Origin of the sequence: Agrobacterium sp. CNPSo 3708, from assembly GCF_028674915.1 — a bacterium.
GTDB classification, from domain to species: domain Bacteria; phylum Pseudomonadota; class Alphaproteobacteria; order Rhizobiales; family Rhizobiaceae; genus Agrobacterium; species Agrobacterium cavarae.
This window is the reverse complement of record NZ_JAQZSF010000001.1, coordinates 116576-143243: the sequence shown is the minus strand read 5'-3', so window position 1 is coordinate 143243 and position 26668 is coordinate 116576. Positions and strand designations below refer to the sequence as shown.

20 protein-coding genes and 1 tRNA gene are annotated in these 26668 nt (G+C 58.8%); 12 read left to right on the top strand and 9 right to left on the bottom strand.

What is annotated here, in order from left to right; genetic code table 11:
* Nucleotide 1 precedes the first annotated feature (1 nt).
* Together PVA19_RS00645 and PVA19_RS00640 are read left to right on the top strand one after the other, a co-directional pair.
* Complete coding sequence (locus PVA19_RS00645; RefSeq protein WP_274100863.1) at nt 2–814, top strand: ABC transporter permease; 813 nt, start codon at nt 2–4, stop codon at nt 812–814.
* Between the two features lie 28 nt (nt 815–842).
* The gene (locus PVA19_RS00640; protein WP_274100862.1) at nt 843–2795 is read left to right on the top strand and encodes an acetoacetate--CoA ligase; all 1953 of its coding nucleotides are present in this window, start codon (nt 843–845) and stop codon (nt 2793–2795) included.
* Between the two features lie 319 nt (nt 2796–3114).
* Here the strand turns inward: PVA19_RS00640 and PVA19_RS00635 are convergent, their stop codons facing one another.
* Both PVA19_RS00635 and PVA19_RS00630 read right to left on the bottom strand, forming a co-directional pair.
* Nucleotides 3115–4755, bottom strand: a complete 1641-nt coding sequence (locus PVA19_RS00635) for an ABC transporter permease (protein WP_274101074.1) — start codon at nt 4753–4755, stop codon at nt 3115–3117.
* 94 nt (nt 4756–4849) lie between these two features.
* Nucleotides 4850–8701 (bottom strand): ATP-binding protein, encoded by a 3852-nt coding sequence (locus PVA19_RS00630; RefSeq protein WP_274100861.1) that lies wholly within the window; start codon nt 8699–8701, stop codon nt 4850–4852.
* A 313-nt stretch (nt 8702–9014) separates the two neighbouring features.
* Here PVA19_RS00630 and PVA19_RS00625 point away from each other — a divergent pair.
* The 6 genes from PVA19_RS00625 (at nt 9015) to PVA19_RS00600 (ending at nt 14826) form a co-directional block, all read left to right on the top strand.
* Nucleotides 9015–9091, top strand: a tRNA-His gene (locus tag PVA19_RS00625).
* A gap of 232 nt (nt 9092–9323) precedes the next feature.
* The gene (locus PVA19_RS00620; protein WP_274100860.1) at nt 9324–10484 is read left to right on the top strand and encodes a hypothetical protein; all 1161 of its coding nucleotides are present in this window, start codon (nt 9324–9326) and stop codon (nt 10482–10484) included.
* 3 nt (nt 10485–10487) lie between these two features.
* Nucleotides 10488–11465: a hypothetical protein gene (locus PVA19_RS00615; protein ID WP_274100859.1), complete on the top strand. Its 978-nt coding sequence runs from the start codon at nt 10488–10490 to the stop codon at nt 11463–11465.
* 493 nt (nt 11466–11958) lie between these two features.
* A complete protein-coding gene (locus PVA19_RS00610) occupies nt 11959–12396 on the top strand; it encodes a hypothetical protein (protein ID WP_274100858.1) in 438 nt (145 codons plus the stop codon).
* Nucleotides 12397–12554: 158 nt separating this feature from the next.
* Nucleotides 12555–14102 (top strand): Ppx/GppA phosphatase family protein, encoded by a 1548-nt coding sequence (locus PVA19_RS00605; RefSeq protein WP_337993127.1) that lies wholly within the window; start codon nt 12555–12557, stop codon nt 14100–14102.
* Nucleotide 14103: 1 nt separating this feature from the next.
* Nucleotides 14104–14826 carry an RlmE family RNA methyltransferase gene (locus PVA19_RS00600; RefSeq protein WP_062426022.1) on the top strand — a complete coding sequence of 241 codons (723 nt, stop codon included), beginning with the start codon at nt 14104–14106 and terminating at the stop codon, nt 14824–14826.
* A 15-nt stretch (nt 14827–14841) separates the two neighbouring features.
* On the opposite strand, the gene PVA19_RS00595 is transcribed toward PVA19_RS00600, so the two are convergent.
* A complete protein-coding gene (locus PVA19_RS00595) occupies nt 14842–16239 on the bottom strand; it encodes an MDR family MFS transporter (protein ID WP_274100856.1) in 1398 nt (465 codons plus the stop codon).
* A gap of 192 nt (nt 16240–16431) precedes the next feature.
* On the opposite strand from PVA19_RS00595, the gene PVA19_RS00590 reads away from it, so the two are divergent.
* The 3 genes from PVA19_RS00590 to PVA19_RS00580 all read left to right on the top strand — a co-directional run bounded on the left by PVA19_RS00590 (nt 16432) and on the right by PVA19_RS00580 (nt 19666).
* Complete coding sequence (locus tag PVA19_RS00590; protein WP_274100855.1) at nt 16432–17430, top strand: MBL fold metallo-hydrolase; 999 nt, start codon at nt 16432–16434, stop codon at nt 17428–17430.
* Nucleotides 17431–17647: 217 nt separating this feature from the next.
* Nucleotides 17648–19153: an IMP dehydrogenase gene (gene guaB / locus PVA19_RS00585; RefSeq protein ID WP_274100854.1), complete on the top strand. Its 1506-nt coding sequence runs from the start codon at nt 17648–17650 to the stop codon at nt 19151–19153.
* 111 nt (nt 19154–19264) lie between these two features.
* Nucleotides 19265–19666 carry an MAPEG family protein gene (locus tag PVA19_RS00580; protein ID WP_112956090.1) on the top strand — a complete coding sequence of 134 codons (402 nt, stop codon included), beginning with the start codon at nt 19265–19267 and terminating at the stop codon, nt 19664–19666.
* Between the two features lie 13 nt (nt 19667–19679).
* Here PVA19_RS00580 and PVA19_RS00575 read toward each other — a convergent pair whose 3' ends face one another.
* Together PVA19_RS00575 and PVA19_RS00570 are read right to left on the bottom strand one after the other, a co-directional pair.
* A complete protein-coding gene (locus tag PVA19_RS00575) occupies nt 19680–20567 on the bottom strand; it encodes a hydrogen peroxide-inducible genes activator (RefSeq protein ID WP_116493190.1) in 888 nt (295 codons plus the stop codon).
* 73 nt (nt 20568–20640) lie between these two features.
* The gene (locus PVA19_RS00570) at nt 20641–21591 is read right to left on the bottom strand and encodes a LysR substrate-binding domain-containing protein (RefSeq protein WP_062426017.1); all 951 of its coding nucleotides are present in this window, start codon (nt 21589–21591) and stop codon (nt 20641–20643) included.
* Between the two features lie 196 nt (nt 21592–21787).
* Here PVA19_RS00570 and PVA19_RS00565 point away from each other — a divergent pair, with 196 nt between their 5' ends.
* Nucleotides 21788–22084, top strand: coding sequence for a DUF1127 domain-containing protein (locus tag PVA19_RS00565; RefSeq protein ID WP_274100853.1), 297 nt, complete (start codon nt 21788–21790; stop codon nt 22082–22084).
* Between the two features lie 159 nt (nt 22085–22243).
* On the opposite strand, the gene PVA19_RS00560 is transcribed toward PVA19_RS00565, so the two are convergent.
* From PVA19_RS00560 to PVA19_RS00545, 4 genes are all read right to left on the bottom strand, one after another.
* Nucleotides 22244–23617 carry a glutamate--cysteine ligase gene (locus PVA19_RS00560; protein WP_274100852.1) on the bottom strand — a complete coding sequence of 458 codons (1374 nt, stop codon included), beginning with the start codon at nt 23615–23617 and terminating at the stop codon, nt 22244–22246.
* 140 nt (nt 23618–23757) lie between these two features.
* Nucleotides 23758–24495 (bottom strand): 16S rRNA (uracil(1498)-N(3))-methyltransferase, encoded by a 738-nt coding sequence (locus PVA19_RS00555; protein WP_274100851.1) that lies wholly within the window; start codon nt 24493–24495, stop codon nt 23758–23760.
* 33 nt (nt 24496–24528) lie between these two features.
* Complete coding sequence (locus PVA19_RS00550) at nt 24529–26037, bottom strand: inorganic phosphate transporter (RefSeq protein WP_274100850.1); 1509 nt, start codon at nt 26035–26037, stop codon at nt 24529–24531.
* 93 nt (nt 26038–26130) lie between these two features.
* Nucleotides 26131–26601 carry an NUDIX hydrolase gene (locus PVA19_RS00545; RefSeq protein ID WP_062439064.1) on the bottom strand — a complete coding sequence of 157 codons (471 nt, stop codon included), beginning with the start codon at nt 26599–26601 and terminating at the stop codon, nt 26131–26133.
* Between the last annotated feature and the right edge of the window lie 67 nt (nt 26602–26668).

Here is a 26668-nt window from a genome sequence, read left to right as displayed (position 1 = left end):
CATGAAACGCGGCAAGTTCGATACCACGATCCTGACCATCTGCTTTGCCTTCCTCTATATTCCGATCCTCATTCTGGTGATCTATTCCTTCAATGCCTCCAAACTGGTGACGGTCTGGGGCGGATTTTCGCTGCACTGGTATCAGTCCATGTGGTCGAATGAGGGCCTGATGGACGCGGCATGGATTACGCTGCGCGTCGGCATGCTGAGCGCTACCATCGGCACGATTCTTGGAACGTTGGCGGCACTTTCGCTGACACGCTTTGCCCGCTTCCCGGGACGGGTCCTCTTCTCCGGCATGATCTATGCGCCGCTCGTCATGCCGGAGGTCATTACCGGCCTGTCCCTGCTGCTGCTCTTCGTTTCCATCGGGGTGGATCGCGGCTTCTGGACGGTCGTCATCGCCCACACGACCTTCACCATGTGCTATGTGGCGATCGTCGTGCAGTCCAGGCTTCTGACCTTCGATCGCAGCCTGGAGGAAGCGGCGCTCGATCTCGGCTGCCCCCCGGTCAAAACCTTCTTCCGCATCACTCTGCCCTTGATCATGCCGGCTGTCGTCGCCGGCTGGATGCTGGCTTTTACCCTGTCGCTCGACGATCTGGTCATCGCAAGTTTCACCACGGGACCGGGCGCCACCACATTGCCGATCAAGATTTACTCGCAGGTCCGTCTTGGCGTGACGCCGGAGATCAACGCCGTCTGCACGATCCTGATTGGTCTCGTCACGATCGGGGTGATCTGCGCGTCCATCACCTCCAAGCGGAGCGAACTCCAGCGCATGAGGGATGAGCACGCCGCTGCAAAAGGCTGAGTAGATTTGGGGGCAGGAGGAGGCCACCGTGACTGACACCAACCCACTTTGGACACCGTCGGCTGAGCGCATCGCGCACTCGCCCATGACGCACTTCATCGACTGGTGCGCCAACCGCTATAGCGTGAACTTTGTCGACTATGATGCCTTCCACCGCTGGTCTGTGGAGACAAGCGAAGACTTCTGGAGTGCGGTGTGGACTTATTGCGGCGTGATCGGAAAGGCAGGCGAACGCGTTCTCATCGAACGTGATGACATGCTCCACGCGCGGTTCTTCCCGGATGCGGAGCTGAACTTTGCTGAAAATCTGCTGAGCCGCAGCGGATCGGAGGATGCGATTATCTTCCATGGTGAAGACAAGGCCGAGGCGCGCTGGTCCTGGGATCGACTTCGCGAAGAGGTCTCACGCTTGCAGCAGGCCTTCGCCGAGAGGGGCATAGAAGCTGGCGACCGCATTGCCGCGATGATGCCGAACATGCCGCAGACCGTGGCGTTGATGCTGGCCGCCACATCTCTCGGTGCCGTCTGGTCCTCCTGCTCGCCTGATTTTGGCGAACAGGGCGTCTTGGATCGTTTTGGGCAGATCGGACCGAAACTCTTCATCGCCTGCGATGGCTATTGGTATAATGGCAAGCGGCAGGCGGTGGCGGACAAGGCCAAGGCGGCTGCCGAAAAACTCGGCGTTCCGCTACTGCTGGTGCCCTATGCGGGAACCACGCAGACCGACCAGGAGAATGAAGCCGGCACTCTCCACTATGATGATGTCATTCGGCCGTTCCAGGCCAAGTCGCTGACTTACGTCCGCCAGCCATTCAGCCATCCGCTCTATATACTCTTCTCCTCCGGCACCACCGGTGTTCCCAAATGCATCGTCCATTCGGCTGGCGGAACGCTGCTCCAGCACCTGAAAGAGCATCGCTTTCACTGTGAGCTGATAGAAGGCGAACGCTTCTTCTATTTCACCACCTGCGGCTGGATGATGTGGAACTGGCTGGTGACGGGCCTCGCTTCCGGCGCAACGCTCTGCCTTTACGACGGTTCGCCATTCGCGCCGGATGGCACTGTGCTCTTCGACTATGCAGAACAGGAGGGCTTTGCGGTCTTCGGCACATCGGCCAAATACATCGATGCGGTGCGCAAAGCCGGTCTGGAACCGGGCAAGACCCATGATCTTTCGGCGCTGAGGCTCGTGACCTCCACCGGATCGCCGCTATCGCCGGAAGGCTTCTCTTTTGTCTATGACGGCATCAAGAGCGACGTCCAGCTTGCGTCAATTTCGGGTGGAACCGATATTGTCTCCTGCTTTGTGCTCGGCAATCCGGTAAAGCCGGTCTGGAAAGGCGAGATCCAGGGTCCGGGCCTCGGTCTTGCGGTGGATGTCTGGGATGATGAGGGCAAGCCGGTTCGCGGCGAGAAGGGCGAGCTCGTCTGCACCGCACCCTTTCCCTGCCAGCCAATCATGTTCTGGAACGACCCAGATGGTGAAAAGTATCGTGCCGCCTATTTCGGCCGCTTCGACAATATCTGGTGCCACGGCGATTTCGCTGAATGGACGATGCATGGCGGGCTGATCATTCACGGGCGCTCGGATGCCACCCTGAACCCCGGCGGCGTGCGCATCGGCACGGCCGAGATCTACAACCAGGTGGAGACGATCGACGAGGTGCTGGAAGCGCTCTGCATCGGGCAGGACTGGGACGGCGATGTACGCGTCGTGCTGTTCGTTCGCCTGAAGGAGGGTGCAAGCCTGGATGATGCGCTGATCTCACGCATCAAGAACCGCATCAGAACAGGTGCATCGCCCCGTCACGTTCCGGCGAAGATCATTGCGGTGGCCGATATCCCCCGAACGAAGTCCGGCAAGATCGTTGAACTGGCGGTTCGCGATGTGGTCCATGGACGGCCAGTCAAGAACAAGGAAGCGCTTGCCAATCCAGAGGCGCTTTCCCTTTTCGAAGGTATCGCAGCGCTTCAGAGCTGAGTGTTGGGGTGGATAATGCGGGAAATCGCGCCCCGGATTTAACCATCGCGTGACAACCGATAGGAATTGTCGCCCGTCAAAGGTGGGATGCGGTTTTAACCTTCTCTTAAAGTGAATTGTCCAAAAATGAATCTAACGCGGGTCCATTCGATGACGGGATGGAGAGCCGGTGGCTCCAAAAAGACATGATGTATTTTCGATCCTACTCTCGTTGAAAGCACAAATTTAGTGGCAGCGTCAGCTGCCTCTTTTTTTGAGCATTAGCCCGGAAATCAAACGCGATTTTTTGGAAAGCACGATGCGGGAAATCAAGAACACTTCAAGCGTCAGCGTCCAGCGAATGTGAGACGAGGATGACTGGCACCAGCCCGGCCGCAATGATGACGAGCGCGGGGAGCGCTGCATCCTGCACACGGGAGCGCGACGCACTTTCATATACCATCGTCGACAGCGTGTTGAAATTGAATGGCCGCAGCATGATCGTGGCCGGAAGTTCCTTCAGCGACTCGATGAACACCAGCAGCGATGCTGTAATCGCGGCGGGTCGGATATTGGGCAGCAACACGCCAAGCAGCGTCTGAAGCCGGGTTCGGCCTAGTGTGCGTGATGCCATGTCGAGATGGGGCGACAGCTTTTGGAACCCGGCGTCGACCGTGCCTTCGGCAAGCGTCATGAAGCGCACGCTATGCGCATAGATGATCGCAAAGGCGGTGCCGGACAAAAGAAGCCCGGTGGAGATGCCAAGATGGCTCCGCATTATCCCATCCACCGCATTGTCGAGACCGGCAAGCGGAAGCAAAACCCCGATGGCAAGCACGGTGCCCGGTATGCCGTAACCGAGCGAGCCCACGCGAACGGCAAAGCGCGTCGGCCATGAGGGACGTTCCCGCTGCGCATAGGCCAGCAGAAAACCGCCGAATAACGTGATAACCGCCACTGGTAGCGAGACTTCCAGACTGTGAAGCAGCGCCTTGAGGAGTTTCGGATCGGCCAGCCCGTTCAGCCGTTTGAGAGCATAGCTGCCGAGTACGAGAACGGGGATCGCAAAGCCGGACAAGAAGGGCAGGGCGCAGACGAGCGTCGCGAGCCACCCACGGGCTGGCGACAGTTCTACTCTTGCGGAGCGCTGATGCATCGCCGTCGCTTTACCGGCTGCAAAACGCTGTCGCCTGCGCGCTCTCCGCTCGATGACGATAAGCGCTCCCACGATGAGGACGAGGCAAGCGGCGATCTGTGTCGCGCCAGCGAGATTGCCGCGATTGAGCCACGTCTCGTAAATGGTGAAGGTCAGCGTATGGACGCCGAGATACTCCACCGCGCCGATATCGTTCAGCGTCTCCATCATTACCAATGCGAGGCCGATGATGATTGCAGGACGCGCCATCGGCAGTTGGACGGAGAGAAAAAGGCGCAAAGGGCCGACACCGAGCGTCCTTGCCGCATCGGCCGCAAACCGCCCCTGCAAACCGAAGGCCGCGCGGGTGGAGAGATAGATGTAAGGATAAAGAACCGAACTCAGAACCAGTACGGCACCGCCAAGCGAGCGAATATCGGGAAACCAGTAATCGCGAATGGTCTGGTAGCCGAAGAGCGCGCGCAACGCACTTTGCACCGGGCCGGCAAAATCCAGAAACTCACCAAATGCATAGGCTGCGAGATAGGATGGGATCGCCAGCGGCAGGACCAGAGCAAAGGAGAGGAGCCGACGGAATGGGAAGTCGAACATCGTCACGAGCCAAGCCGTCGTGACACCGGTGATAGTGGTGAAGGCGCCTGTCATGAGGAGCAGAAGCAACGTCTGCGCGCCGGACCGCGGCAGCACGTTGACCAGAAGATGCTGCCAGCCGTTGGTGCCACCCGTCAGAGCGATGACGAAAATGGCAATCAGCGGCATCGCGACCAGCGGGGAAAGCAGCATCGCCGCGATTGTCAGCGGACTGACGCGCGATCCTGCCCGCATCGACGCGGCGGTTGGATGTTCGGCTGGATGCAAGGCGTTTATCCTTCCGTGACCGTAATGTGCCAGCCACGGATGTTGCTAACAGCTGTGCCGATCAGTTCGCAAGAACCCGCTGCGAGGGAAAGCTGATTTCCACCAGCGTTCCTTCATTCGGCGTGGAGGTGATGGAGAAGTTGGCGCGGTTGGCATCCACCATCGCCTTCGTCAATGGCAGGCCGAGACCCGTTCCATCGCCACGAACCCGGCTGCTGGAAGCCGAGACCTGGCGGAACGGCTTCATTGCCTGCTCCAGTTCCGAGCGCGTCATGCCGATGCCGGTGTCGCGCACCCTCAGCACGACGCTGCCATTCGCCTCATAGGCCGTCGACACGACGATCTGGCCCCCAGACGGCGTGAACTTGATGGCGTTCGACAGGATGTTGAGCAGGATCTGCTTGATCGAGCGCAGATCCGCAACGACCGGCGGGACCGATTGCGACAAGGCAGTCCGGATGATGACGCGCTGGTTGTTCGCCTGTGGCTGCACCAGCGAGACCGCTTCCGCGATGGTTTCGTTCAGCGCCACCGCCTTGAAATCCACATCCATCTGGCCGGCCTCGATCTTGGAGATATCCAAAAGATCGTTGACGATATCGAGGACATGGCGACCGGAGCGGACGATGTCGTTGGAGTATTCGATGTAACGCGGATGACCGATCGGCCCGAAACGCTCCGTCGCCATCATGTCGGCAAAGCCGATGATCGCGTTGAGCGGTGTGCGGATTTCATGGCTGACACGCGCCAAGAAGTCGGTCTTGTGTGCATTCGCGGTCTCTGCCGCGCGCTTGGCGTTGCGCAAATCTTCCTCGGTCCGCTTCCACTGGGTGATGTCGCGGATCACTGCGCAATAACCATTGGTGGATTTCAGCCGGCCGATCGTCATGAAGAGTGGCAGGAAACCGCCGGAGGCTTCACGACCGATCACTTCGCGACCGTCGTTCAGCACGCTTGCCACGCCATTATTGGCGAGACCCGAAAGATAATCGAGCACGGCCCGCTGGCTCTCATGCGCAAACAGCGTGACGAAGGGCTTGTTGGAGATTTCGGCACTGTCGTAATTGAAGAGCGCGCTGGCCGAGCGGTTGAGCGAGCGGATACTGCCATCCTCGTCCAACAGGACCACGCCATCGGTCGCCGTCTCCAGAATGGAGTGCAACTCCTCGATCTCGCCCTTCATCCGGTCGGAGTCTTCTACGTTGTCAGTTGTCGGCTCTTCGCCCGTCACATCAGCCGCGTGAACAGGCGCAGCATCCCGTACCGTTTCGGTCGGGATAAGCGACAGCATCAAGGCGCTTGCGTCTTCCCAACGAACCGACTGCAGCTTTGCCCGCACAGGAATGAGTTCGTTTTCGGCGCTCACCGCGACCATGCCGCCGCTGCGCTCGGACACATTGTCCAATTCTTCCCGCTGCAGCAGCGCATCCAGACCGCCGAGCGCTGTCAACTCGTCGAGATCCGTGTAGCCGGTCAGGCGCAGGAACTCGGGGTTGGCATGGATCAGACGATCGCCGCTGTGGATGAGAAGCGCCACCGGCATCTGGTCGACAGTCTCCGGCGTCAATCCCGTTGAAAGACGGGTGGAAGGTGCGAGCGCGACCTCCTCCTCATCAATGGCGGGATCGACGTCCTCATCCTGCGTGGCCGGTTCCTCGGCAGCAGCGGCCTCATCCTCATCATGGCCGCCTTCCATGCGGGTGCCGATGGGCGGATGGGTAAAGGCCACAGGCTCGTCACCACGCGTATAGGCGTGAAATGCATCGTCCTCGGTCGGCGCGGCTGGCTGATCGGCGTCGACGGCATCGGTGGCGACAACTGTGTCTTCGGCTTTAGCCTTGGCGTCGTCTGTCTCAATAGCAGCCGCAACAGCGTCTTCTGCTTCCGCCTCGACAGAAATCTCTTCGGCTCTATCGTCCGACGGTGAGTCTTCAGAAACAACCGGCGTCGCTTCTTCGTCTTCGACGGGCTTCAGGGTGCGGCCGATCTCACGAAATGCCGCCTGTTCGCTGGCCGTCAGGCCGTCGCGACGATTGCGGTGTTCATCGATATGCACGACCTTGTCGGAATAGGATTGAACCGGCTTCTCGGCAATCTTCAACACCGGAACCTCATGTTCCGGCGGCTGGTGGAAGCGCTGCGGCTGCGTCTCTTCCGGCACGGAATCCGTTTCGAGCACTTCCGTCTCGACCGCATCTGCCTCTGCCTCTGCCTCATCCTCATTCTCATCCACGAAGGAGAAAGGAACGGGTTCTTCGACGTGGGTTGGGGTGGCGTCAGCGGAGACATCGGGCTCTACCGCCGCCGCGTCATCCTGCTGCTCCTCGGCAATCGTTGGCACGTCGTCGGGATGGCTCTCTCCAGCCAACACAAGACCAGCCGCATGCGGGTCTTCTACCGCATCGGCGATCCGCACGATGCCGAAACCGCGAAAGCCGTCGAACTCACGTGCACGAGTATAGGTCGGAAGGGCGGCAAGATCGATCGGCACGGCGAGGGACGTGCCCTCGACAGGCCAGTAGATCGTCTTGCCCGACCAGGTGTCGCGACGCTTCAAGAGTTCGGCGATCTTGCCTTCCGGATCGAGGTTGAAGAGGGCGGCAAGGTCGGAAAAGCTCATGCCTTCGACAGCCGCAGCCTTCGGCCCCACGGCTTCGGCAAACTCATGCGAAATGGAGCTGAAGCAACCCGCAGCGTCGATCTTCCAGACGAATCGGCTTGCCCGGCCATTCGGATTGAATACGAAAGGCGAGAGGGGTGCTGGCTCGTCGGTCGGCTCTTGCGTGTCAATCGTCAGCGCCTGGGGCTCGGCGGCCTCCGGGAAGTGCGCTTCCTGTGCCTCGGGTGTATCGTCTTCCAGGCTCTGTGCGTCGTCGGTGTTATCGTGCGTGGCGCTATAGCTGGGCTCTTCTTTTGGTGTCGAAACCGCTGCCGGCTTTTTCTCGTCTGCCAAAAGAAAATCGTCTGCAGGCGAAACCGCCTCAACTGTTTCGAGCTCCTCGTCCGTATCCTGCTTATAGGCTAGGAAAACAGACTGGTCCTCGTTCGAGATAGCCTCTGCAACGCCGTGCTCGTCCGCCTCTTGCTGCTCATCATCCGTCTCTTCGATCTGTGCGACCGCGTCGAGAACGCTTTCGAACGCCAGCTGCTGCGAAGGCTTGGACGCCAACTCAGCCTGTTCTTCGACGGGGATAGCTTCTGGTTCAGGCCGCTCCTCGATGAACTCGGAGGAGGGATCGAGTCTGCCGAGCGCGGTCTCGACCACGAAAACGAGATTGAGAACGGGCTCCTGCGTCAGTTGCGCGGTCGCGGCAGGGAGGTAGCCCTTGCCCGTTGGCACGGGGCGCTTCACCAGCTTGCTGGTATGGCGCGCCGCCATCGATATCAAAGTCCTGGCGGTTTGCGGTGCAATTTCAAGATTAGCGAATTTGCCAGAGGCAGCAATAATCGCGCCGCTCTCATCCATCACGGCCATATGAATATCGGGATCATCGAATCCTTCGATCATCCTCCAGGCCCGTTCTTCCAGTGACAGGCCGGATTGATCCAACATAGCGGAGAAGAGAAGCACCGGCTGCTGCCGCTCGACTTCGATCACTTCGAGGGCGGCAGAGACGGCAACGCTGCGAAAGCCCGACGGAACGCGGATCATGAATTGTTGGCGATCGCCAATCTTCTGCAGCCGGCTCGCAGCACCAGCCACCTGACGGAAGGTCACATCCTGCGCTTTCGGCCCATGCTCGATGAAATCATAGATCATCGGCGTGCCGAAAAGAGCGGCACCGCGTCCGTTCGCCCACAGCGCGCTTTTGAGGTCCATCGAGAACAGCGCAAGCGCTTCGCCCTTGGCGAATTTCTCCCGAACGCGCTCATGCACGGCTATGTCGATAAACGGGTATTGAACGGCGGGCATGTCGGAACCTACTTTGGCACTACGTGACCTTCGCTGCCGCACGGCCTCCTCATGAGGCACCACACAGCCTGCATCGGCGTGACGTTAACAGAATCTTAAATAACTTCACAGGGCCGCCGGGTCCATAATCGCCTGAGGGAATTGGGAAATAGAGTTAATATCACGTGGACCGGGACGCCGCCGATCCGGGTGCTGGATGGACGCGGGAAAACGCGCTTGCTTTCTATATGTTTTTTCGCAAAAATTAGAGAAGGACTTGCAAAAGAGAAAAACTCCCCGTATGTGAGCCCCGTGACGCGCAAGCGTCTCTTGTGCGGTTGTAGCTCAGTTGGTTAGAGCGCAGGTTTGTGGCACCTGAGGTCGGAGGTTCGAGACCCCCCAACCGTACCATTCTCTTCTCTTGATAGGTCTGTAGAAACAGTGACTTACGAAGAGATGAGGTTTTTACCGCCCAGCCGCCAGGCGGTTTGTTGGAGCTTTTTACTCCTTATAGAGCCTCTCCGGAACATGCGCGCTGTATCCCCCCAGCCAAACTGTGTTCTCGCGCGATATTGACGCCATACGCACTTTGTTACAGACATCGTTCTCAAGGAATCATCAAAGGTTTAACAGAGGCCGCTATATGCAGTTTGAAGTTGTCGGCATTGATTACGATAATCGCATCAACAACTTTATGGTCAGTGCGCGTGCGGACTATGAATGGTATCTCGAAAAAACTCAGGGCTCCGAAGATAACCTCGAGATACAGCGGGATATTATTAAAGGTTCAAAGCCTTACAAAAATCTCCGGGCTGACCTGAGGATGGGCTGCATCCTACCGACAATTGTGCTTGCCGTTAGAGAAATTGACGCTTCGGTGACGGAAAAGTACAATCCAGCCACCGGATTTATCAAGGCTTCGAGGGAAGACCTTGATGCCCTAGAGTTTGCAATAGCTAACACGGTGCCAGCGAATGTGGACATCGTGGATGGTCTTCAACGTACGAACGCTCTGCGCCAAACGCTCGCTGAACTCTCCGAAGAGGAAGTAGATACATATCTTCGTCGGTCGTTGCGCCTCGAGATATGGATCAACATTCCGTTCTTCCCACTTGCGTATCGTATGCTGCTACTCAACGCTGGGCAACGACCCATGTCTATGAAGCACCAGATCGATATTCTATCGGGAGGGCTTGCTAAGGACTTGGAGGACTTGAACGGGCTTGAGATCATTAAGGTGCGCGACCACAAGCGACGGGTGAAGCCTGGGCAATTCCACCTTTCTACCCTAGCTCAAGCATTTCAGGCTTGGATGCAGCGAAGCCCGAATGTTGATAGGACCAACCTCGTTGTGGAAACGATGGTCGTTGATGAGGCGCTGGACTCTCTTGGGATTGATCTATCCGAAGATGACGCCAACCAGCGAGACGGTTTTCGTCAGTTTGTAGACTGGATGCTTCGACTCGATCGGGCGCTTGGTGATGAGAGAAACCGATTTTTTGGGAACGACACAGTGGTGCTGGGTTTTGCTGCCGCGGTCGGATTTGCCCATAAAAACGACTTGCTCCAGGACCGGCTATCCAAGTCCATGGAAAAGCTCGTTAAAGATACAGAATCCGGTTCTGATTTCGATCCGCTAGGGGTTGAGACGTTCGATCAAATTCGTCGCGCGGTAGACACCAAGCGGACAAACGTGGGCGAAGCTACTCGAGGATTAGTTTTTAGGGCTGTCCGCGAGTACATCATGCAGGATGGCACGAGTCCTATGACCGAGTGCTGGACGCAATCTGCAAGTATGATGTGACATATGACACTCGCAACTCTTCTGGGAGTACAATCTGCTGATGACCTTGATCCAAGCCGCCCGATAAGTTTGGGTCGTTTCGAGCTAGGTGTTGAGGCCACAGGTGAAGCGACTAAGATTCTCAGAGGAGAAGTAGAGCCACCCGTAGTGAATCTATTTCCTCGAAACTTTACGCGTCAGGCTTACTGGTCAATCTCACACAAGACAGCGGGTGAGGCCGAGCTCTTCGGTGTTCCAGGAGATGAAACAGGCGCGCTTGCCACCGCCCTCGAGGTAGCACTAGTCCGCGCCGCTGCTGGTGCTGATGCCCAAGATCATTCAGCTTTGCTACAAGGAAACGTGGAAGTAAGGCTCGGTCCAAGACTTGCTTGGGAGAAGTTCAGCGAGATCATTGGGGTTGTTGAGAAACCACTTGTTGGTGAAAGTTTACTTTTTGGTGGGGCGACCCAAGCAGTAATTTCTGATCAAGTGAAACGCCTCAACCAGACGTGCATCAGCTGCCTAGCAAACTCGTTTCGGACGTCTCCACTAAAGTTCAGGTTCCTAGAACTCTATCGAATGATAGAAGCTCTGTTTCTCGCTCAGGTGAAGGAGAAACTTTTTGCGTCGTTCGACGCGGAGCCGAGTGGCTCTATTCAAGAGGCTGCTGACGCATTGAAGTCAGAGATGGCTCAAATCAGGGCCCTGGCGGAACAACAGCAAGACGCCTTCGTAGCCTGCCGGACAGCACTTTATCCACTCCGGCAAACCAATCGCTTTGCCGCTGCGCTTTTTAAAAAGGTCAAGGGTAAAGGGCTAGAGAATGGATCGCAGTGGGAAGTAGGCGCAGCCCTCGTTTACCAAGTCCGTTGCGCGGTCGTGCATGCGGGTCAAAAAGACATAATATTTGAAAGCTATCCGGACGGGGACGAGGTCATCGCAGCACTGATTCCGGGAGTCGAGCGCGCAGCTCTGGAACTTGTTGGAGTGCAATTAGTGTGACGGGCCCACCTAGGCACCCGATGTCATGAGCGCAGCGAATGACTGTAGTCGGTCACTACACTCAAACTTTCTATTCCGCCGGTGAGATCTAGGTCCATGCTAAGTCATTCATTAGAGTGCTTAGGATGCCACGGCCTCCAATTTATTTCATGCTTGTCCGCCTTAATGATGGCGCTCCCGCGTCGTTGACGATCAAACGCGAGCCGACGCAGTTCTTTGCTCAATTGCGCTCATATGGCTTCATGGAACACTCGTGCGCGTCATCTCCCGCACTGGCAGATATGTCAACGGGCGCGTTTCTGGACATCGTGGCGGGCGTTTTAAGCGTCTCCCGCGACCGGTCATTCAGCTATATCGTCCCGACGGGATGAGTCGCGCCGACTGGCTGGCCGCGATGGAAGAGAAGGCTCGCGACCCGCGCTTCGGGCTCATGGAGCGCGACGCCGAAATCTCTCACTATATGATCGTGCCTCTGAAACGATGAGGCACGATCATGGCCTACCATATCCTTCTAGAATCTTGGTCACGTAAGCGTGACGCCAAAGGCAGGTCTACGGAGTTTATCTTCGACGAGGCGTCCCGCAAACCCGCCGCGTCTGTCCACATCGCCGATCCCAAGCCCCCGACGGTAGTCTACGGCGTAGGCATAGATGAAGTCCGCCGGATGCACGATGCGGCTGCAGCGTCGGCAATGACCCCTGGTGCGCATGGCAAGCTTCGGAAACTCGATTCCAAACAAAAGACCCTGCACACGGTCGTCGCCTCGCATCCATTTACGGTCGAGGAGGTCCGCGCCGATCCAAAAAAGGCGGCGGAAGTAAGGGATTGGGAGCGGAGGACGGTTGCATGGCTGCGGAAGCAATATGGTGCCGAACTGAGATCAGTCCTCCTGCACACCGACGAAAAACAATGGCATGTCCGTGTCTATTGACCTTGCACCTGCGAACTGTTTATTCGTAACGCGAAACGAAGGGCGCGATCTCTCGCGCGGCCAAAAATCGGTTGGCTAGAATGTCACATACTGGTAAGGTCACGCCAACGTAACCTTATGGACGCCAGCGGCATGCCTTTAGGCCTTTGCGCGGCGGAATGGAAAAAACAGTGATTGACCCCGGCAACGGCGTAAAGCCGTCGGAACCAGGGGCGTCGGTGGCAGAAAAAGGGAAGGCGAAGCGTTCCCGTCGTGGTAAGGGCAAGCGAGGCGGCAAGAACCGTTCCGCTCCTGCTTTGCCGCAACTGCTTGTTGCCGACTCCCGTCAGGAGCCTCCACCCCCAGGCGGTATCGAGCCTGGAGCAGAGCCGCGTAAGCGCAAACGCCGCAGGCGTTCCGGCGGGCAGGGCGCTCAGAAAACACCTCCAGGCATTGCGGCAGAAGCTCAGAAGCCGGACCTATCGGCGCGACCTGAGCAGCAACCATCCAGCAAAAGAAAAGCGCGCAATCGCAAGCGCCCGCACCGCGACCCGCAGGGCAGGCCACTGGTGCCAAGCCATGCGCCACGACCCGCCGCCAAGCAAAATGGCCAGGGAGCCAATGGTGCAACGGTTGTCGTGGAGCCCGCAGGCTTTGCTCATTCGCGGCATGGCGCCGGTCGGGAGGCTTTCGAGCCCAGTTCCGATATGTATGCGGCGCTCGACCTTGGTACAAACAATTGCCGCCTTCTGATAGCGCAGCCGACGCGACCGGGCCAATTCCGCGTGGTGGATGCCTTCTCGCGGATCGTGCGCCTTGGCGAGGGACTGGTGTCGACCGGACGACTATCCGATGATGCGATGGATCGTGCTGTCGAAGCGCTGAAGGTCTGCGCGGCAAAGCTTGCGGGACGGCCCATTCGCCGCATGCGGCTGATCGCGACCGAGGCCTGCCGCGCGGCTGCCAACGGCGAAGAATTTCTTGCCCGCGTGACGCGTGAGACCGGTCTTGATCTCGAAATCATTAGCCGTGAGACGGAAGCGCGCCTTGCCGTCTCCGGTTGTTCGTCGCTTGTCGGACGAGAAGCTCGCTCCGTCGTCCTCTTCGATATCGGCGGCGGCTCATCGGAAATCGCGGTCATTCGGCTGAATGAAAACCGCTCAAACCGGCTTGCCAACCACATCACCCATTGGACCTCGCTTCCTGTCGGTGTGGTGACGCTCTCGGAGCGCCACGGCGGTCGCGATGTGACGCCAGCGATTTTCGAGGCCATGGTGACGGAAGTCGAAGGCCTGCTCGATGCATTCCACTGCCCGCCACTGTCTGACCAGTCCACACTCGATGATTTTCATCTGATCGGCACCTCCGGCACGGTGACGACGCTTGCCGGTGTCCACCTCGATCTGCCGCGCTACGATCGCCGCAAGGTGGATGGGCTATGGCTGTCGGATGCCGAGGTCACGGCCATGCAGACCAAGTTGCTCGCCTGGGATTTTGCCGGACGCGCCGCCAATGCCTGCATTGGGCCGGATCGTGCGGACCTCGTTCTTGCTGGTTGCGCCATTCTGGAAGCGATCCGCAGGCGCTGGCCTGCACGGCGCATGCGGGTGGCAGATCGTGGGCTGCGTGAAGGCCTGTTGACCGATATGATGGCAGATGATGGCGCATGGCGCCGCAACAAGATACGCCGTGCCCAGACGCAGGGCAAAACAGAGCGGAAGGGTTGATATGAGCAAGGCGCCCACGAGCACCAACCGTACCGGACGCAAGATCGGTCAGAAGGTGAAGAAGACGAAGCTGAAGGCATCGTCCCGCCGGTGGCTGGAGCGGCATATCAACGACCCATACGTGCAGCGCGCTAAGCTGGAAGGCTACCGCGCCCGTGCGGCCTTCAAGCTTCTGGAAATCAACGACAAGCACCAGATCCTCAAAGATGCACGCCGCATCATCGACCTGGGTGCTGCTCCCGGCAGCTGGTCGCAGATTGCCGCGAAGGTGACGGATTCGACCGAAGACGATATTCGCGTCGCAGCGATCGACTTCCTCGAGCTCGATCCGATCCCCGGTGTAAAAATCCTGCAGCTCGACTTCCTCGATCCAAACGCGCCTGATCTTCTGATGGAAGCTGTTGGCGGTACGCCCGATCTCGTTCTGTCCGATATGGCGGCACCCACAACCGGCCACCAGAAGACCGACCACATTCGCACGATGCATCTGTGCGAAGTCGCGGCGGATTTCGCCGTTCAGGTTCTGGCGGAAGGCGGGCATTTCCTTGCCAAGACCTTCCAGGGCGGCACGGAGAAGCAGTTGCTCGACATGCTGAAGCAGAACTTCAAGCAGGTCCTTCACATCAAGCCCGCCTCGTCGCGCTCTGAATCAGTGGAAATGTTCCTGCTTGCGAAGCACTTCAAGGGCCGCAAGGCAGCCCCGGCTGAAGCGCCCGACGAATAGAACCCACGGAAAGGATCATTCAGCCGGCTGTGTGGCCTTGCTCCTGTGGCCGGAAACCTCGGCGCCGGCACCCCTGTCCATCGCAATCAGCGGCAGGGTGGCAAACAGCGAGACCAGCGCCACCACCACGAAGGCGAGATGGAAATCGGCAAGCTGGAGATGGCCGCCGGAAAAGTAGCTGCTGACTTCCAGAATTGTCGCTGCGAAGGCGACGCCGAGCGCCAGGCTGATCTGCTGCAGCACGGAGGCCATGGATGTGGCCTGGCTCGCCTGATGGTCATCGATATCGGAGTAGCTGAGGGCATTCGTGCCGGTGAAGAAGAACGAGCGGGCAAAGCCGGCGACCACCAGGCAGATCATGATCAGCGAATAGGGCGTCTGCGGCGTAAAGAAACTATTCACGACCGTCGTGCAGGCACCGACCACGCCAGCACTGATCAAAGTCGCTTTGAAGCCGGTCGCGGCAAAGACACGGCGCGCCATGAACTTGGTCGTGATGGCGCCGATGGCCCCGGCAAAGGTAATCATGCCCGACTGGAACGGGTTGAGGCCAAAGCCGATCTGCAACATCAATGGCATCAGGAAGGGAATAGCACCCGTCGAGATGCGAAAGACGGTTCCGCTGATGGAGGCAGTGCGGAATGTGGCGTTCCGGAAAATCTTGAAATCCAGGATCGGCGCCGGGTGGATTTTGGCGTGGCGGACGTAAAGCGCGCCGCAGATGAAGCCGATGATAATCGCTGCAATGCCGACATAGGGCGGTAGAGCGGGCAGGCTGACCACCGAAAAGCCGAACACCACGCCGGATGCGGCAAGGCCGGACAGGATGAAGCCGAGAAAGTCCATGGGCGGTGGATTGGTGGTCTCGATCTCCGGAAGATAGATCGTCGAAAGCCAGATGCCGATCACGCCGATCGGGACGTTGATCAGGAAAATCCAGTGCCAGGAAAAATAGGTGGTGATGAAGCCGCCGATGGGTGGACCGGTCAGCGGTCCCACAAGCGCCGGAATGGTCAGCAACGCCATGGCCGAAACGAGATCGGTGCGCTTGGTGGTGCGCAATAGAACGAGGCGCCCGACGGGCGTCATCATCGCGCCGCCCACACCCTGCAGGAAGCGCGAGACGACGAATTCCACAACAGAGCCGGACACCGCACAGCAGATGGAGCCGATGACGAAGACCGCGATGGCAAAGCGGAAAATCTTCTTCGCACCAAACTTGTCGGCCATCCAGCCGCTGATAGGAATGAAGATGGCAAGCGACACCATATAGGCGGTCAGCGCGAGCTTCAGCGTGATCGGGCCGACATTCAGATCCCTCGCGATCGCCGGCAAAGCCGTGGCGATTACGGTCGAGTCCATCTGCTCCATGAAAAGGGCGACGGCGAGGATAAGCGGAATGATTCTGTTCATGGCTTGACTGCGGCCCACCCCGCATCGACAAAGTTCGGACCACTTACTACTCCCGCATCGATGACTTGCCAACTAAACATTTGGCAAGAAAAGGACCGTTGTCCTCCTCACGACGCTGTGAGGAACTGCTAATGAACCGAATGCCGCAAATGCTCGTTAAACCCCTTGGTACCCTAACAAGTGGAGATAGTCATGACGGACAGGATGAACATCAGCCGGCGCGTGCTGCTCGGCACGGCAGGCGCCGGAGCAGTGGCCCCCTTTGTGCTCAGCGGCGCAGCAAGTGCCCAGACAACCCAGCCCCAAACGTCCATGGAGATCAACCACGCAATGCCGCCCGAAACCAATCGTTTCAAGCTTGGAGACTTTGAGGTTCTGGTCGTCAAGGACGGTGCGCGTCCTTCCGGCAAGCCCGGCGAAACCTTCGGCACGAACCAAAGTCCGGAAGCCGTCGGCGAGCTGCTGCAGAAGAACTTTTTGCCGACGGATCAATTCGTCAACAGCTTCTCGCCCGCCTTGATCAATACCGGGTCCGACCTCGTGTTGTTCGACACCGGCTTTGGCGAGCAGGGACGTGAATCCGGCAATGGACGGCTCCTCGAAGGACTGGCCGCGGCCGGTTATACGCCGGAAGACGTAACCGTTGTGGTTCTGACCCATATGCATGGCGACCATATTGGCGGCCTGATGGAGAAGGGCAAGCCAGCCTTCCCGAAGGCACGCTACGTCTTCGGCCAGAAAGAATACGACTTCTGGACCGACGAAAAGCGTGTCGGCACGCCTGCCGAAAATGGTCATAAGGCGGTGCTTGCCAATGTGAAGCCATTGGCGGAAAAGGCGACCTTCATCGGTGATGGTGCTGATGTCGTGCCTGGCATCAGTGCGATTGCCGCCTTCGGTCACTCTCCGGGTCACATGATCTTCAATGTCGAGTCCAGCAGCAAGCGGCTGATCCTGACCGCCGATACCGCAAACCACTTCGTGCTGTCGCTGCAGCGTCCAGAGTGGGAGGTACGCTTCGATATGGACAAGTCGGCGGCTGCCGCGACGCGCAAGAAGGTTTTCGACATGGTCGCGACAGACCGCGTCGCCTTCCTCGGCTACCACATGCCGTTCCCATCTGTCGGTTACGCGGAAAAACTCGATACTGGATACAGGTTTGTGCCGAAGTCCTACCAGTTCGATATCTGACCCGTAATCGATGATCCAAAGCAGTTCGAGCCGCGGCGACACCATCGCGGCTCGTCGCTCTATGGTGCATTGCACAGCATTCCGGGTTTTTTCTATTCCCTTCCCGTCATAACCGTGTTACCAGCCCTCGCCAACTTCCAAGCAATCCTTTGCAGGACCGCCGGGGTGAACATTCGTTCCGGATCGGCCATGCATTTCATAATGAAGGAATTTGGCCATGGCACGCATCATTGAAACTCCCACTGGTCTCGACGCGCTGACGTTCGACGACGTGCTCCTCCAGCCGGGGCATTCTGAAGTCATGCCCGGCCAGACGAACATCGCGACACGTATCGCGCATGATATCGAGCTCAACCTTCCCATTCTCTCTTCGGCAATGGACACCGTGACCGAAAGCCGTCTGGCAATTGCCATGGCGCAGGCCGGCGGCATCGGCGTCATTCACCGCAACCTGACGCCGGTCGAGCAGGCCGAAGAGGTTCGCCAGGTCAAGAAGTTCGAAAGCGGCATGGTCGTCAACCCGGTCACGATTGGCCCGGATGCAACACTGGCCGAAGCCCAGTCACTGATGAAGGCGCACGGCATTTCCGGTATTCCGGTCGTCGAAAACGGTGGCAGCGGCGGGCACAAGGTTGGCCGTCTCGTCGGCATTCTGACCAACCGCGACGTGCGTTTTGCCTCCGATCCGGGCCAGAAAATCTATGAGCTGATGACGCGCGAAAACCTCGTCACTGTCAAGGAAAGCAGCGTCGATCAGCAGGAAGCCCGCCATCTTCTGCATAAGCACCGCATCGAGAAGCTGCTGGTCGTTGATGGCAAGGGCAACTGTGTCGGCCTCATCACCGTCAAGGACATTGAGAAGTCGCAGCTGAACCCGAACGCCACGAAGGATGCGCAGGGCCGCTTGCGTGCCGCTGCCGCGATCAGCGTGGGCGACGATGCCATCGAGCGCGCCGAGCGTCTGATTGCGGTGGGTGTTGACGTTCTGGTCGTCGACACTGCACACGGTCATTCGCAGCGTGTTCTCGATGCGGTAAGCCACGTCAAGAAGATGTCGAATTCGGTTCGCGTCGTTGCCGGTAACGTCGCGACGTCGACGGGCACCAAGGCACTGATCGACGCCGGTGCGGATGCCGTCAAGGTCGGTATCGGCCCGGGCTCGATCTGCACCACGCGCATCGTCGCCGGTGTCGGCGTTCCGCAGCTTGCCGCCATCATGTCCGCTGTCGAAGCGGCGCAGGCGGCAGATATCCCCGTCATTGCCGATGGCGGCATCAAGTTCTCCGGCGACCTTGCCAAGGCAATCGCTGCTGGCGCATCCGCCGTAATGATCGGCTCGCTGCTGGCCGGTACGGATGAAAGCCCAGGCGAAGTGTTCCTCTATCAGGGCCGCTCCTTCAAGGCCTATCGTGGCATGGGCTCGGTTGGCGCCATGGCCCGCGGCTCGGCAGACCGTTACTTCCAGGCCGAAGTGCGCGATACGCTGAAGCTCGTCCCGGAAGGCATCGAAGGCCAGGTTCCTTACAAGGGCCCGGTCTCCGGCGTGTTGCATCAGCTTGCCGGCGGTCTGAAGGCGGCCATGGGTTACGTCGGCGGTGGAACGATCAAGGACTTCCAGGAACGCGCGACGTTCGTGCGCATCTCAGGTGCAGGCCTGCGTGAAAGCCACGCCCACGACGTGACGATTACCCGCGAGAGCCCGAACTATCCCGGCGCTGTTTGATATTCCGTTTCCTGCGAATAGACGATAAAGATGATCTCACGCTCTCCGAACCCGGTTCGGGGAGCGTCTTTTTGTAAGAAGGAGAAACGCCGCATGTCCACGACGAGCGCAATGTTCTGGCCAATGATTGCCCATGCCTTTCTCGTCTTCTGGCTTTATGGTCTGCTGGCGTATCGCCGAAAGAAATTCACCTTCCTCGACGGTGACGCCGTGCGCCGCTTCCGCGATGCTGGCGAAGAAGCGCCCGAGAGCAAGCTGGTCAACAAGAACATCGCTAACCAGTTCGAACTGCCGATGCTCTTCCACGCGGCATGTCTGCTGCTCTACATCACCGATGCGGACAATATCGTCACCGTCGTGCTCGGCTGGATTTTCGTTCTGTCGCGGGTCTTCCATTCCTACATTCACGTCACCAGCAACCGTCTGCGCTACCGCGGCCCGGCCTTCATTACCGGCTTTGTCGCTCTCGTCTTGATGTGGGGCTGGCTCTTCATCTGGCTCGCGCTGGAATAGGACGCACGGCGCTCTAGCGGATGCACTGCCGGATGGCATCCGCAAGGGCGGCGATGTCGCCTTTACGGCCGCTGGCCATGCGCCAGACGAGACCGATCTCTCGTGCAGGGGCCGGATCGGCAAAAGGAACGATGCGAAGATTATTGCGCATCGTCTCGGTCGGAATGGCAATCTCCGGGATTAGCGTCATTCCCATGTCATGGGACACCATCTGCAGCAGCGTCGCCATCGAGGTTGCGCCGTAATTGACAAGGCTGCGCTTGCCCGCCGCATCGCAGACCGCCAGGGCCTGATCGCGAAGGCAGTGGCCTTCCTCAAGAAGGAGCAGCCGGTCCATGTCAACCTGGCCTTCATTGACGGGAGAGACGAGCACCTTGTCGTCGCTCTTTGCGGTCGCCATGAAGAAGCGATCGGTGAAAAGGTGGCAGGTCTCCAACCCTTCGCCGACCACTGGGATGGCAGCAATTACCGCATCCAGCTTGCGTGCCGCGAGATCCGAGAGAAGACGGTCGGTGACGGTTTCCTTCAGCTCGATCTCGACCAGAGCGTGATGGGCGCGCAGGTGCGGCACGAGCTTGGGAACGAGATAGGGCGCGATGGTTGGAATGATCCCGATCCGCACCAGCCCTTCCAGCGCGCCTGAGGTCTTGCGCGCGGCGTCTTCCAGCCGTTCCACCTCCAGAAGAATGGTCCGCACATGCTGCAGCACCTCCTCGCCCTTCGGCGTGATGGTGATGTCACCGCGGCCGCGTTCCACCAGCTTGACGCCGAGATGCTCTTCCATGTCCATGATTTGTACGGAAAGTGCCGGCTGACTAATATGCGCCTCCGCCGCAGCCTTGCCGAAGTGCAGGGTGCGCGCCAAGGCGTCGAAATATCGCATCTGTCGAAGTGTGAGCATGATAGGTTTTTCCTATCACCCTGCGCTTCTTACGGAAAGATCAAACTATTGAACGAGGACGGGCAGAGCGAAATTACCAGCCCGGCGCGATATAGTTGGCTTTGAGCTTCTGCATGCCAGGCAGCATCTTCACCCGCGAGTCCATATCCTCCGGGACAGGACCCAGTGTGATGTTGTCGAGGCAGGCGGTAATATGATCGGTGATGGCATTGACCAGCGAGGGCGACAGGCCCGGACGCTTCATCAAGCCGATCTGTACCGGCGGCAGAGGCGGAAAGCCATCGGCAGAGGTCAGAACCCGCATGCCGGTCCGAAGCGTCGATTCCGGGAGAACCGACACGGCCATTCCGGCAAGAACTGCAGCAGCGATCACGGTCGAAGACCAGCTGGTGAAAAGGACCTGATAGTCGCGTCCGTCGGCATCGAGAGCCGAGCAGGCAAGCTGCCGCCAGTGGCAGTCGCGTCGCCCGACGGCAAGCGGCACGGGCGCATCGTCACGCAGTGGATGGTTTGCCGAGGTGACCCAGCAGAGTGGCTCGGTGCGGACGATATCCGACACGCGCGTCCGTGGGTTGTGCGTCACGAGCGCGATATCGAGTTCGCCGCGTGCCATCTTTTCGGCAAGGCTGATCGACGGCTCGCAGACGATATAGAGCTCGACATTGGGATGGGTCTTGGCAAAGCGCCCGATGATCTCTGGCATATAGCGGTCGGCATAATCGTCCGGCGTGCCGATGCGAAGCGTGCCTTCCAGCCGGTTGTCGTCGAAGGCTGCGACCGCCTCGTTGTTGAGGCGAATGATCCGGCGGGCATAATGCATCAGCTTCTCGCCTTCAGCGGTCAGCCTGTTTCCGCGTCCGTCCTTGGCGAAAAGCTGCTTGCCGAGCCGCTCTTCCAGCCTGCGCATCTGCATGGAGACCGCCGACTGCGTCTTGAACACCCGGTCGGCCGCCTTGGTAAAGCTGCCCGTATCGACGATGGCGATGAAGGTGTGAAGCTGATCGATATCGAGCGGAGCGGACATGATAGATCATCCATAAGAGCAATTGATATCTGACATTAGAAACATTCGTTGGACTGATCAATAGTCTTGCGACATTTTGACGCTCAAGACATCCGATCAACCCGCCGACGCTTACCCGCTGCGGCCTCAACCTCACCACTCTTCGTGCGAAAGCGCGAAGCGATATCTTCACGTGCCTCAAAGGAAGGACAGTGTCATGCGCACGGCAGAACGGAAAATGGAATTGCAGATTATAGCCCCCGCCATCTCGCTAGAGACGCGCTGGACCATGGCTATCAATCGTGTGGCGAAACTCGCGCGTTCCATCATGAACCGTCTGGCCGTTAACAAGCTGACGGAGATGACCGATCAACAGCTGGCCGATATCGGACTGGTGCGCAGCGATGTGACGAAAGCGCTTGAGATCGGCCTGCTGGACGATCCAACCCTGCAATTGGCGCGCGCCGCCAAGATGCGCGCGAGCTCCCGCTTCACGCGCATTCGCCGCCGCTGATTTCCAAACGCCGGGTTTAGACCCAGCGTCAAGTTTCCCCGCAGGGTGATTGCCAATAGCCCTGCCTTTGCCCGGTGTCAGGCTCAAGCCGCACCGGGCTTTTTTGCGTTCAGACCGTAAAGCCGGGGCTGCTGCCTCTGGCCGCCAGGGGCAGCGCTATCAATACTGATACTCTTCAAAGACGGGCAGAACCGACTGCTGCCAGCGGCCATGATAGAGCGCCAGAAGATCGTCAGCGAGCGTCGACTTCTTGGCAAGAACCTCTTCCAAGGGCGAGAGGAATACGCTCTCATCCTGTCCTTCACGGTTCAGACGCGTCCGGTTTTGCAGGCCCTTGCGCGAAATCGCCACCACATCGCGCGCAACGTCCAGGAGATCACGCCCGGCAATCATCGCCTTGAGACCTTCCATCGGCACGGCATTGCGAAGTCCGATCACATCGTCCACCTGCCAGTCTGCGGTGAACTGGTCGGCTGCGGCCAGCGCCTCGTCGTCATAGAGGAGACCGACCCAGAAGGCCGGCAGCGCACAGATGCGCCGCCATGGGCCGCCGTCGGCACCGCGCATTTCCAGAAAACGCTTGAGGCGCACATCGGGGAAAAGCGTTGACAGGTGGTTGGTCCAGTCACCGAGATTGGGTTCCCATTCGGCGATCTCGCCCTTCAAGGCGCCGGCCATGAACTGGCGGAAGGTAATGTTGGTACAGTCGCGATACTTGCCGTCGCGCACGATGAAATACATCGGCACGTCGAGCGCCCACTCGACATAATCCTTGAAGCCGAAATCCGGCTTGAACGTGAAGGGAAGAACGCCGGAGCGCTGATTGTCGGTATCGCGCCAGATATCGCCGCGCCAGGAGAGAAGCCCGTTCGGCTTGCCTTCGGTAAAGGGTGAGGACGCAAAAAGAGCGGTCGCAAGCGGCTGCAGTTTCATGGAAACGCGCATCTTGCGTCGCATGTCTTCTTCGGAAGAAAAGTCCAGATTAACCTGAATGGTGCAGGTCCGGTACATCATGTCCAGGCCCTTGGTGCCGACCTTGGGCATGTAGTTGCTCATGATCGCATAGCGCGACTTCGGCATTCGCGGCGTTTCTTCAAGCGTCCAGAGCGGGCTTCCGCCAATGCCGAGAAAACGAATGCCCATCGGCTCAGCAATGTCGCGCAGCGTCGCCAGATGCTGGTTGGATTCCCGGCAGGTTTCATGCAGGTTTTCCAAAGGGGCGCCGGAAAGCTCGAACTGGCCGCCGGGCTCGATGGAAATCGCGCCCATACCGCTCGGCTCGCTAAGGCCGATGATATTGTCGCCGTCCATGATCGGCTCCCAGCCGAGCTTTTCCTGCATGCCCTTCAGCAGCGCCGAAATGCTGGCATCACCGAAATAGGGAACCGGCTTATTGCCCTCACGGAAGAAGGCGAATTTCTCGTGCTCCGTGCCGATCCTGAACTTGTCTTTAGGCTTGCAGCCTCCGGCCAGATAATCTGTCAGTTCCTGCACGGAGGAAATTGGCGTCTGGTCGGTCGTGTCGCGGGCCATGAAATTACCTTGTTGTCTTTGCTGCCTGCGCAGCGATATTGCCATCGCTGATAGGGTGCCGTGCCTGCGCAAGCAAATGAATTTCTTTTAAGCATGAACTCATGCTGCGAATTTGCGCGAGCGCGACATCAACCGCTCAATTATTTCCAGTCGCCGATACTTGCCTGAATGACCGCAAGTGCTGCGACCGCTGCCGTATCGGCCCGCAAGATGCGCGGTCCCAAGGGGATTGGCGTCACAAAGGCCTTGCTGCGCAGCAACTGTCGTTCCTCCTCCGAAAAGCCGCCCTCTGGTCCGACGAGAAGCGCCAGTTGCTTTTCCTTGATCTCGCGAAGGGCAGGCAAGGGATTTTGCCCGGCATCGCCTTCGTCGCAGTAGATGATCCGGCGTGAAGGCGACCAGTCTTCCATCAGATCCTTCAGCCGCACGGGTTCCTCGACATGCGGAACGGCGAGAATACCGCATTGTTCCGCAGCCTCGATGACATTGGCCCGTAGTTTGTCGAGATTGGTGATCTTGCCCTGAATATGCTGGGTCAGAACAGGGCGAAGAACGCCGGCGCCCATTTCCACCGCCTTCTGCACCAGATAATCCAGGCGCCCGGTCTTCAGTGGCGCGAATATATAGTGCAGGTCCGGCTTTTCCGGTTGGGGCCGCGTCTCCTCCAGCGGAACAAGCATGATCTTCTTGCGCGTTGGGAAAGAGAGCTTCGCCTTCCATTCGCCGTCGCGCCCGTTGAAGAGCAGGATTTCCGCGCCGTCGCCCATGCGCAGCACATTGGCCAGATAGTTGAACTGGTCGCTATCGGCCTCGATACTCTCTCCCGCCCGCAAGGACTGGCTGACGTAAAGCCGCTGCATTCTGAAATTGGCACGCATGTCAGTACTTCGATACGTTGATGATCTGTCCGCTCATATAAACAGAAGATGGATAATTGCGTAGAGCGCGGCGGCAAGTGCAGCACTTGCCGGAAGCGTGATGATCCAGGCCGCGATGATCGTCATAAAGTGCGACCGGCGCACGAGATAGCGCCGCCGCGTCTCAGAAGCATTTTCGTCCGGCTCGTCAGTTGAAGGATCGACCGGCGCAAGGCTCTTACGCAGAGCCTCCTGCTGCTTTCGGCCCTGTGCCGTATACCATTCGCGGAAGAAGCCGACACCGAAGACGGCGCCGATCGCGGTGTGGGTGGTGCTGACCGGCATGCCGAAATGCGAGGCGGTGAGGACGGTGAGCGCCGTTGAGGTGGAAACGCAAAAGCCACGCATCGGGTTGAGCTTGGTGATCTGTTCGCCGACGAGCCGGATCAGGCGCGGCCCGAACAGCAGGATGCCGCAAGACAGGCCAAATGCGCCGATCAGCATCACCCATTGCGGCGCCGGCGCGAACACATCGTTGAGGTTGCCATAATCGGCCCTGACGATGGCAACGACGGGGCCGATCGCATTGGACACGTCATTGGCGCCGTGGCCGAAAGACATGAGTGCTGCTGCAAAAATCAGGGGCCACTGGAACAGCGTGCGAAGCGACTGGTTGCGATTTTCCAGACCCTCGGACTGATTGCGGATCAGCGGGATACAGAGGCGCCAGCCGATGAGACCGACGGCCAGGCCGGTTGCCAGGGAAACGCCGCTCGGCACATCGATCACCCGATGCAAGCCAAAACGCATGAGATAGGCGGTCATGACACCGGCCATCACGCCAAGCAGCACTGGCACCCACTTGCGGGCGGCGTCGATTTTGTCGTCGCGGTCGATGATGACTTGGTTGATGAAGGCGAGCAGGGCGACCGCGAAGAAGGCGCTGATGAACGGCGTTAGTACCCATGTCAGCGCAATGCCAATGAGTGACGCCCAGTCCACCGCACCGACGCCGAAGGCGGCCGTGCCTGCCCCTGCCACCGCACCGACGATGCTGTGCGTGGTGGAAATCGGCGCCTTGAGCAGATTGGAAAGATTGACCAGAAGAGCCGCCGCCAGAATGGCGCCGAGCATGGCCCAGGCAAAGACATGAGGATCAGGCACCGTCCTGACGTCAACGATGCCGCTTGCAATCGTCTCGACAACATTACCGCCGGTAATGAGAGCGCCGAACACCTCGCAGATCGCGGCGATGATGAGTGCTGCCGTCAGCGGCAGGGCCTTCGAGCCTACAGCCGGCCCGACATTATTGGCGACGTCCTTGGCACCGATATTCATCGCCATATAGGCGCCGATGATGGCCGCGGCGAGCGTGATAACTGCGCCCGGCGTCCCGCCGGCGTAGGAACTGGCGACCAGAGCCGTTACCACGAGGAACAGGAGTGCAGCACCCGGCGCCACGAACCGCTGGCCGAGATGGTTCACTGCTTCCTCGACGCGGGTCATCTTGTCGAGATCCTTGTCGAGTGTCGGCTTTTTACGGTTTTCGGGAAATTGCGTCATGGAAACGCTTTATAGCGACATTGAAAGCGCTTGGCTGGCGTATTCGCGACACGAAGTCGTCATTAGAGCGTTTCCATTAAACAAGGGAATGATCTAAGAATTGGCGGCCTTTTGCGGCACTGGTGGTGCGGTCCTCGCCATATGCTTGCCGAAAGCGACGAAAAGCTGCTTCAACTCGATTTCGTTGACGCGCTTTTCCGCTTCCTCGGGCGAAACCCATTCCAGCTTACGGCTTTCCCGTTCGGGAAAATTCTTGATGAGGTCTGCGACCTCCAGAAGGTGAACCTGCACCAGGCAGGTAACCTTCACCCCGTTCTTCAGCTTTTTCTCATAGTGGAAGAAGCCGAAGGGCTCCTTCTGCACGGTTCCCCGCACACCCGCCTCTTCGAAAGCCTCGCGTTCTGCGACCGCATACGCCTTCTTGCCTTCCATTGGCCACCCCTTCGGGATGACCCACCGTCCGGTGTCCCGGCTGGTAAGCAGCAATACCTCAACATCGCCGTGCTTCTTGTTACGGCGGTGGCATATGGCACCATATTGCTGTCGAGGGGGACGGCGCAGCATCAGGCCGACGTCTTGGGCCAGACGGCTCAGAAGGTTCAACGCGGGGTATTCCTTTCAGGGTAGAAGT

What these genes read in the sequence shown, in the direction of transcription:
- PVA19_RS00645 (WP_274100863.1), top strand. Translation starts at nt 2, where the DNA reads ATGAAACGCGGCAAGTTCGATACCACGATCCTGACCATCTGCTTTGCC.
- PVA19_RS00635 (WP_274101074.1), bottom strand. Translation starts at nt 4,755, where the DNA reads ATGCGGGCAGGATCGCGCGTCAGTCCGCTGACAATCGCGGCGATGCTG.
- PVA19_RS00630 (WP_274100861.1), bottom strand. Translation starts at nt 8,701, where the DNA reads ATGCCCGCCGTTCAATACCCGTTTATCGACATAGCCGTGCATGAGCGC.
- PVA19_RS00620 (WP_274100860.1), top strand. Translation starts at nt 9,324, where the DNA reads ATGCAGTTTGAAGTTGTCGGCATTGATTACGATAATCGCATCAACAAC.
- PVA19_RS00615 (WP_274100859.1), top strand. Translation starts at nt 10,488, where the DNA reads ATGACACTCGCAACTCTTCTGGGAGTACAATCTGCTGATGACCTTGAT.
- PVA19_RS00610 (WP_274100858.1), top strand. Translation starts at nt 11,959, where the DNA reads ATGGCCTACCATATCCTTCTAGAATCTTGGTCACGTAAGCGTGACGCC.
- PVA19_RS00605 (WP_337993127.1), top strand. Translation starts at nt 12,555, where the DNA reads ATGGAAAAAACAGTGATTGACCCCGGCAACGGCGTAAAGCCGTCGGAA.
- PVA19_RS00600 (WP_062426022.1), top strand. Translation starts at nt 14,104, where the DNA reads ATGAGCAAGGCGCCCACGAGCACCAACCGTACCGGACGCAAGATCGGT.
- PVA19_RS00595 (WP_274100856.1), bottom strand. Translation starts at nt 16,239, where the DNA reads ATGAACAGAATCATTCCGCTTATCCTCGCCGTCGCCCTTTTCATGGAG.
- PVA19_RS00590 (WP_274100855.1), top strand. Translation starts at nt 16,432, where the DNA reads ATGACGGACAGGATGAACATCAGCCGGCGCGTGCTGCTCGGCACGGCA.
- guaB (WP_274100854.1), top strand. Translation starts at nt 17,648, where the DNA reads ATGGCACGCATCATTGAAACTCCCACTGGTCTCGACGCGCTGACGTTC.
- PVA19_RS00580 (WP_112956090.1), top strand. Translation starts at nt 19,265, where the DNA reads ATGTTCTGGCCAATGATTGCCCATGCCTTTCTCGTCTTCTGGCTTTAT.
- PVA19_RS00575 (WP_116493190.1), bottom strand. Translation starts at nt 20,567, where the DNA reads ATGCTCACACTTCGACAGATGCGATATTTCGACGCCTTGGCGCGCACC.
- PVA19_RS00570 (WP_062426017.1), bottom strand. Translation starts at nt 21,591, where the DNA reads ATGTCCGCTCCGCTCGATATCGATCAGCTTCACACCTTCATCGCCATC.
- PVA19_RS00565 (WP_274100853.1), top strand. Translation starts at nt 21,788, where the DNA reads ATGCGCACGGCAGAACGGAAAATGGAATTGCAGATTATAGCCCCCGCC.
- PVA19_RS00560 (WP_274100852.1), bottom strand. Translation starts at nt 23,617, where the DNA reads ATGGCCCGCGACACGACCGACCAGACGCCAATTTCCTCCGTGCAGGAA.
- PVA19_RS00555 (WP_274100851.1), bottom strand. Translation starts at nt 24,495, where the DNA reads ATGCGTGCCAATTTCAGAATGCAGCGGCTTTACGTCAGCCAGTCCTTG.
- PVA19_RS00550 (WP_274100850.1), bottom strand. Translation starts at nt 26,037, where the DNA reads ATGACGCAATTTCCCGAAAACCGTAAAAAGCCGACACTCGACAAGGAT.
- PVA19_RS00545 (WP_062439064.1), bottom strand. Translation starts at nt 26,601, where the DNA reads ATGCTGCGCCGTCCCCCTCGACAGCAATATGGTGCCATATGCCACCGC.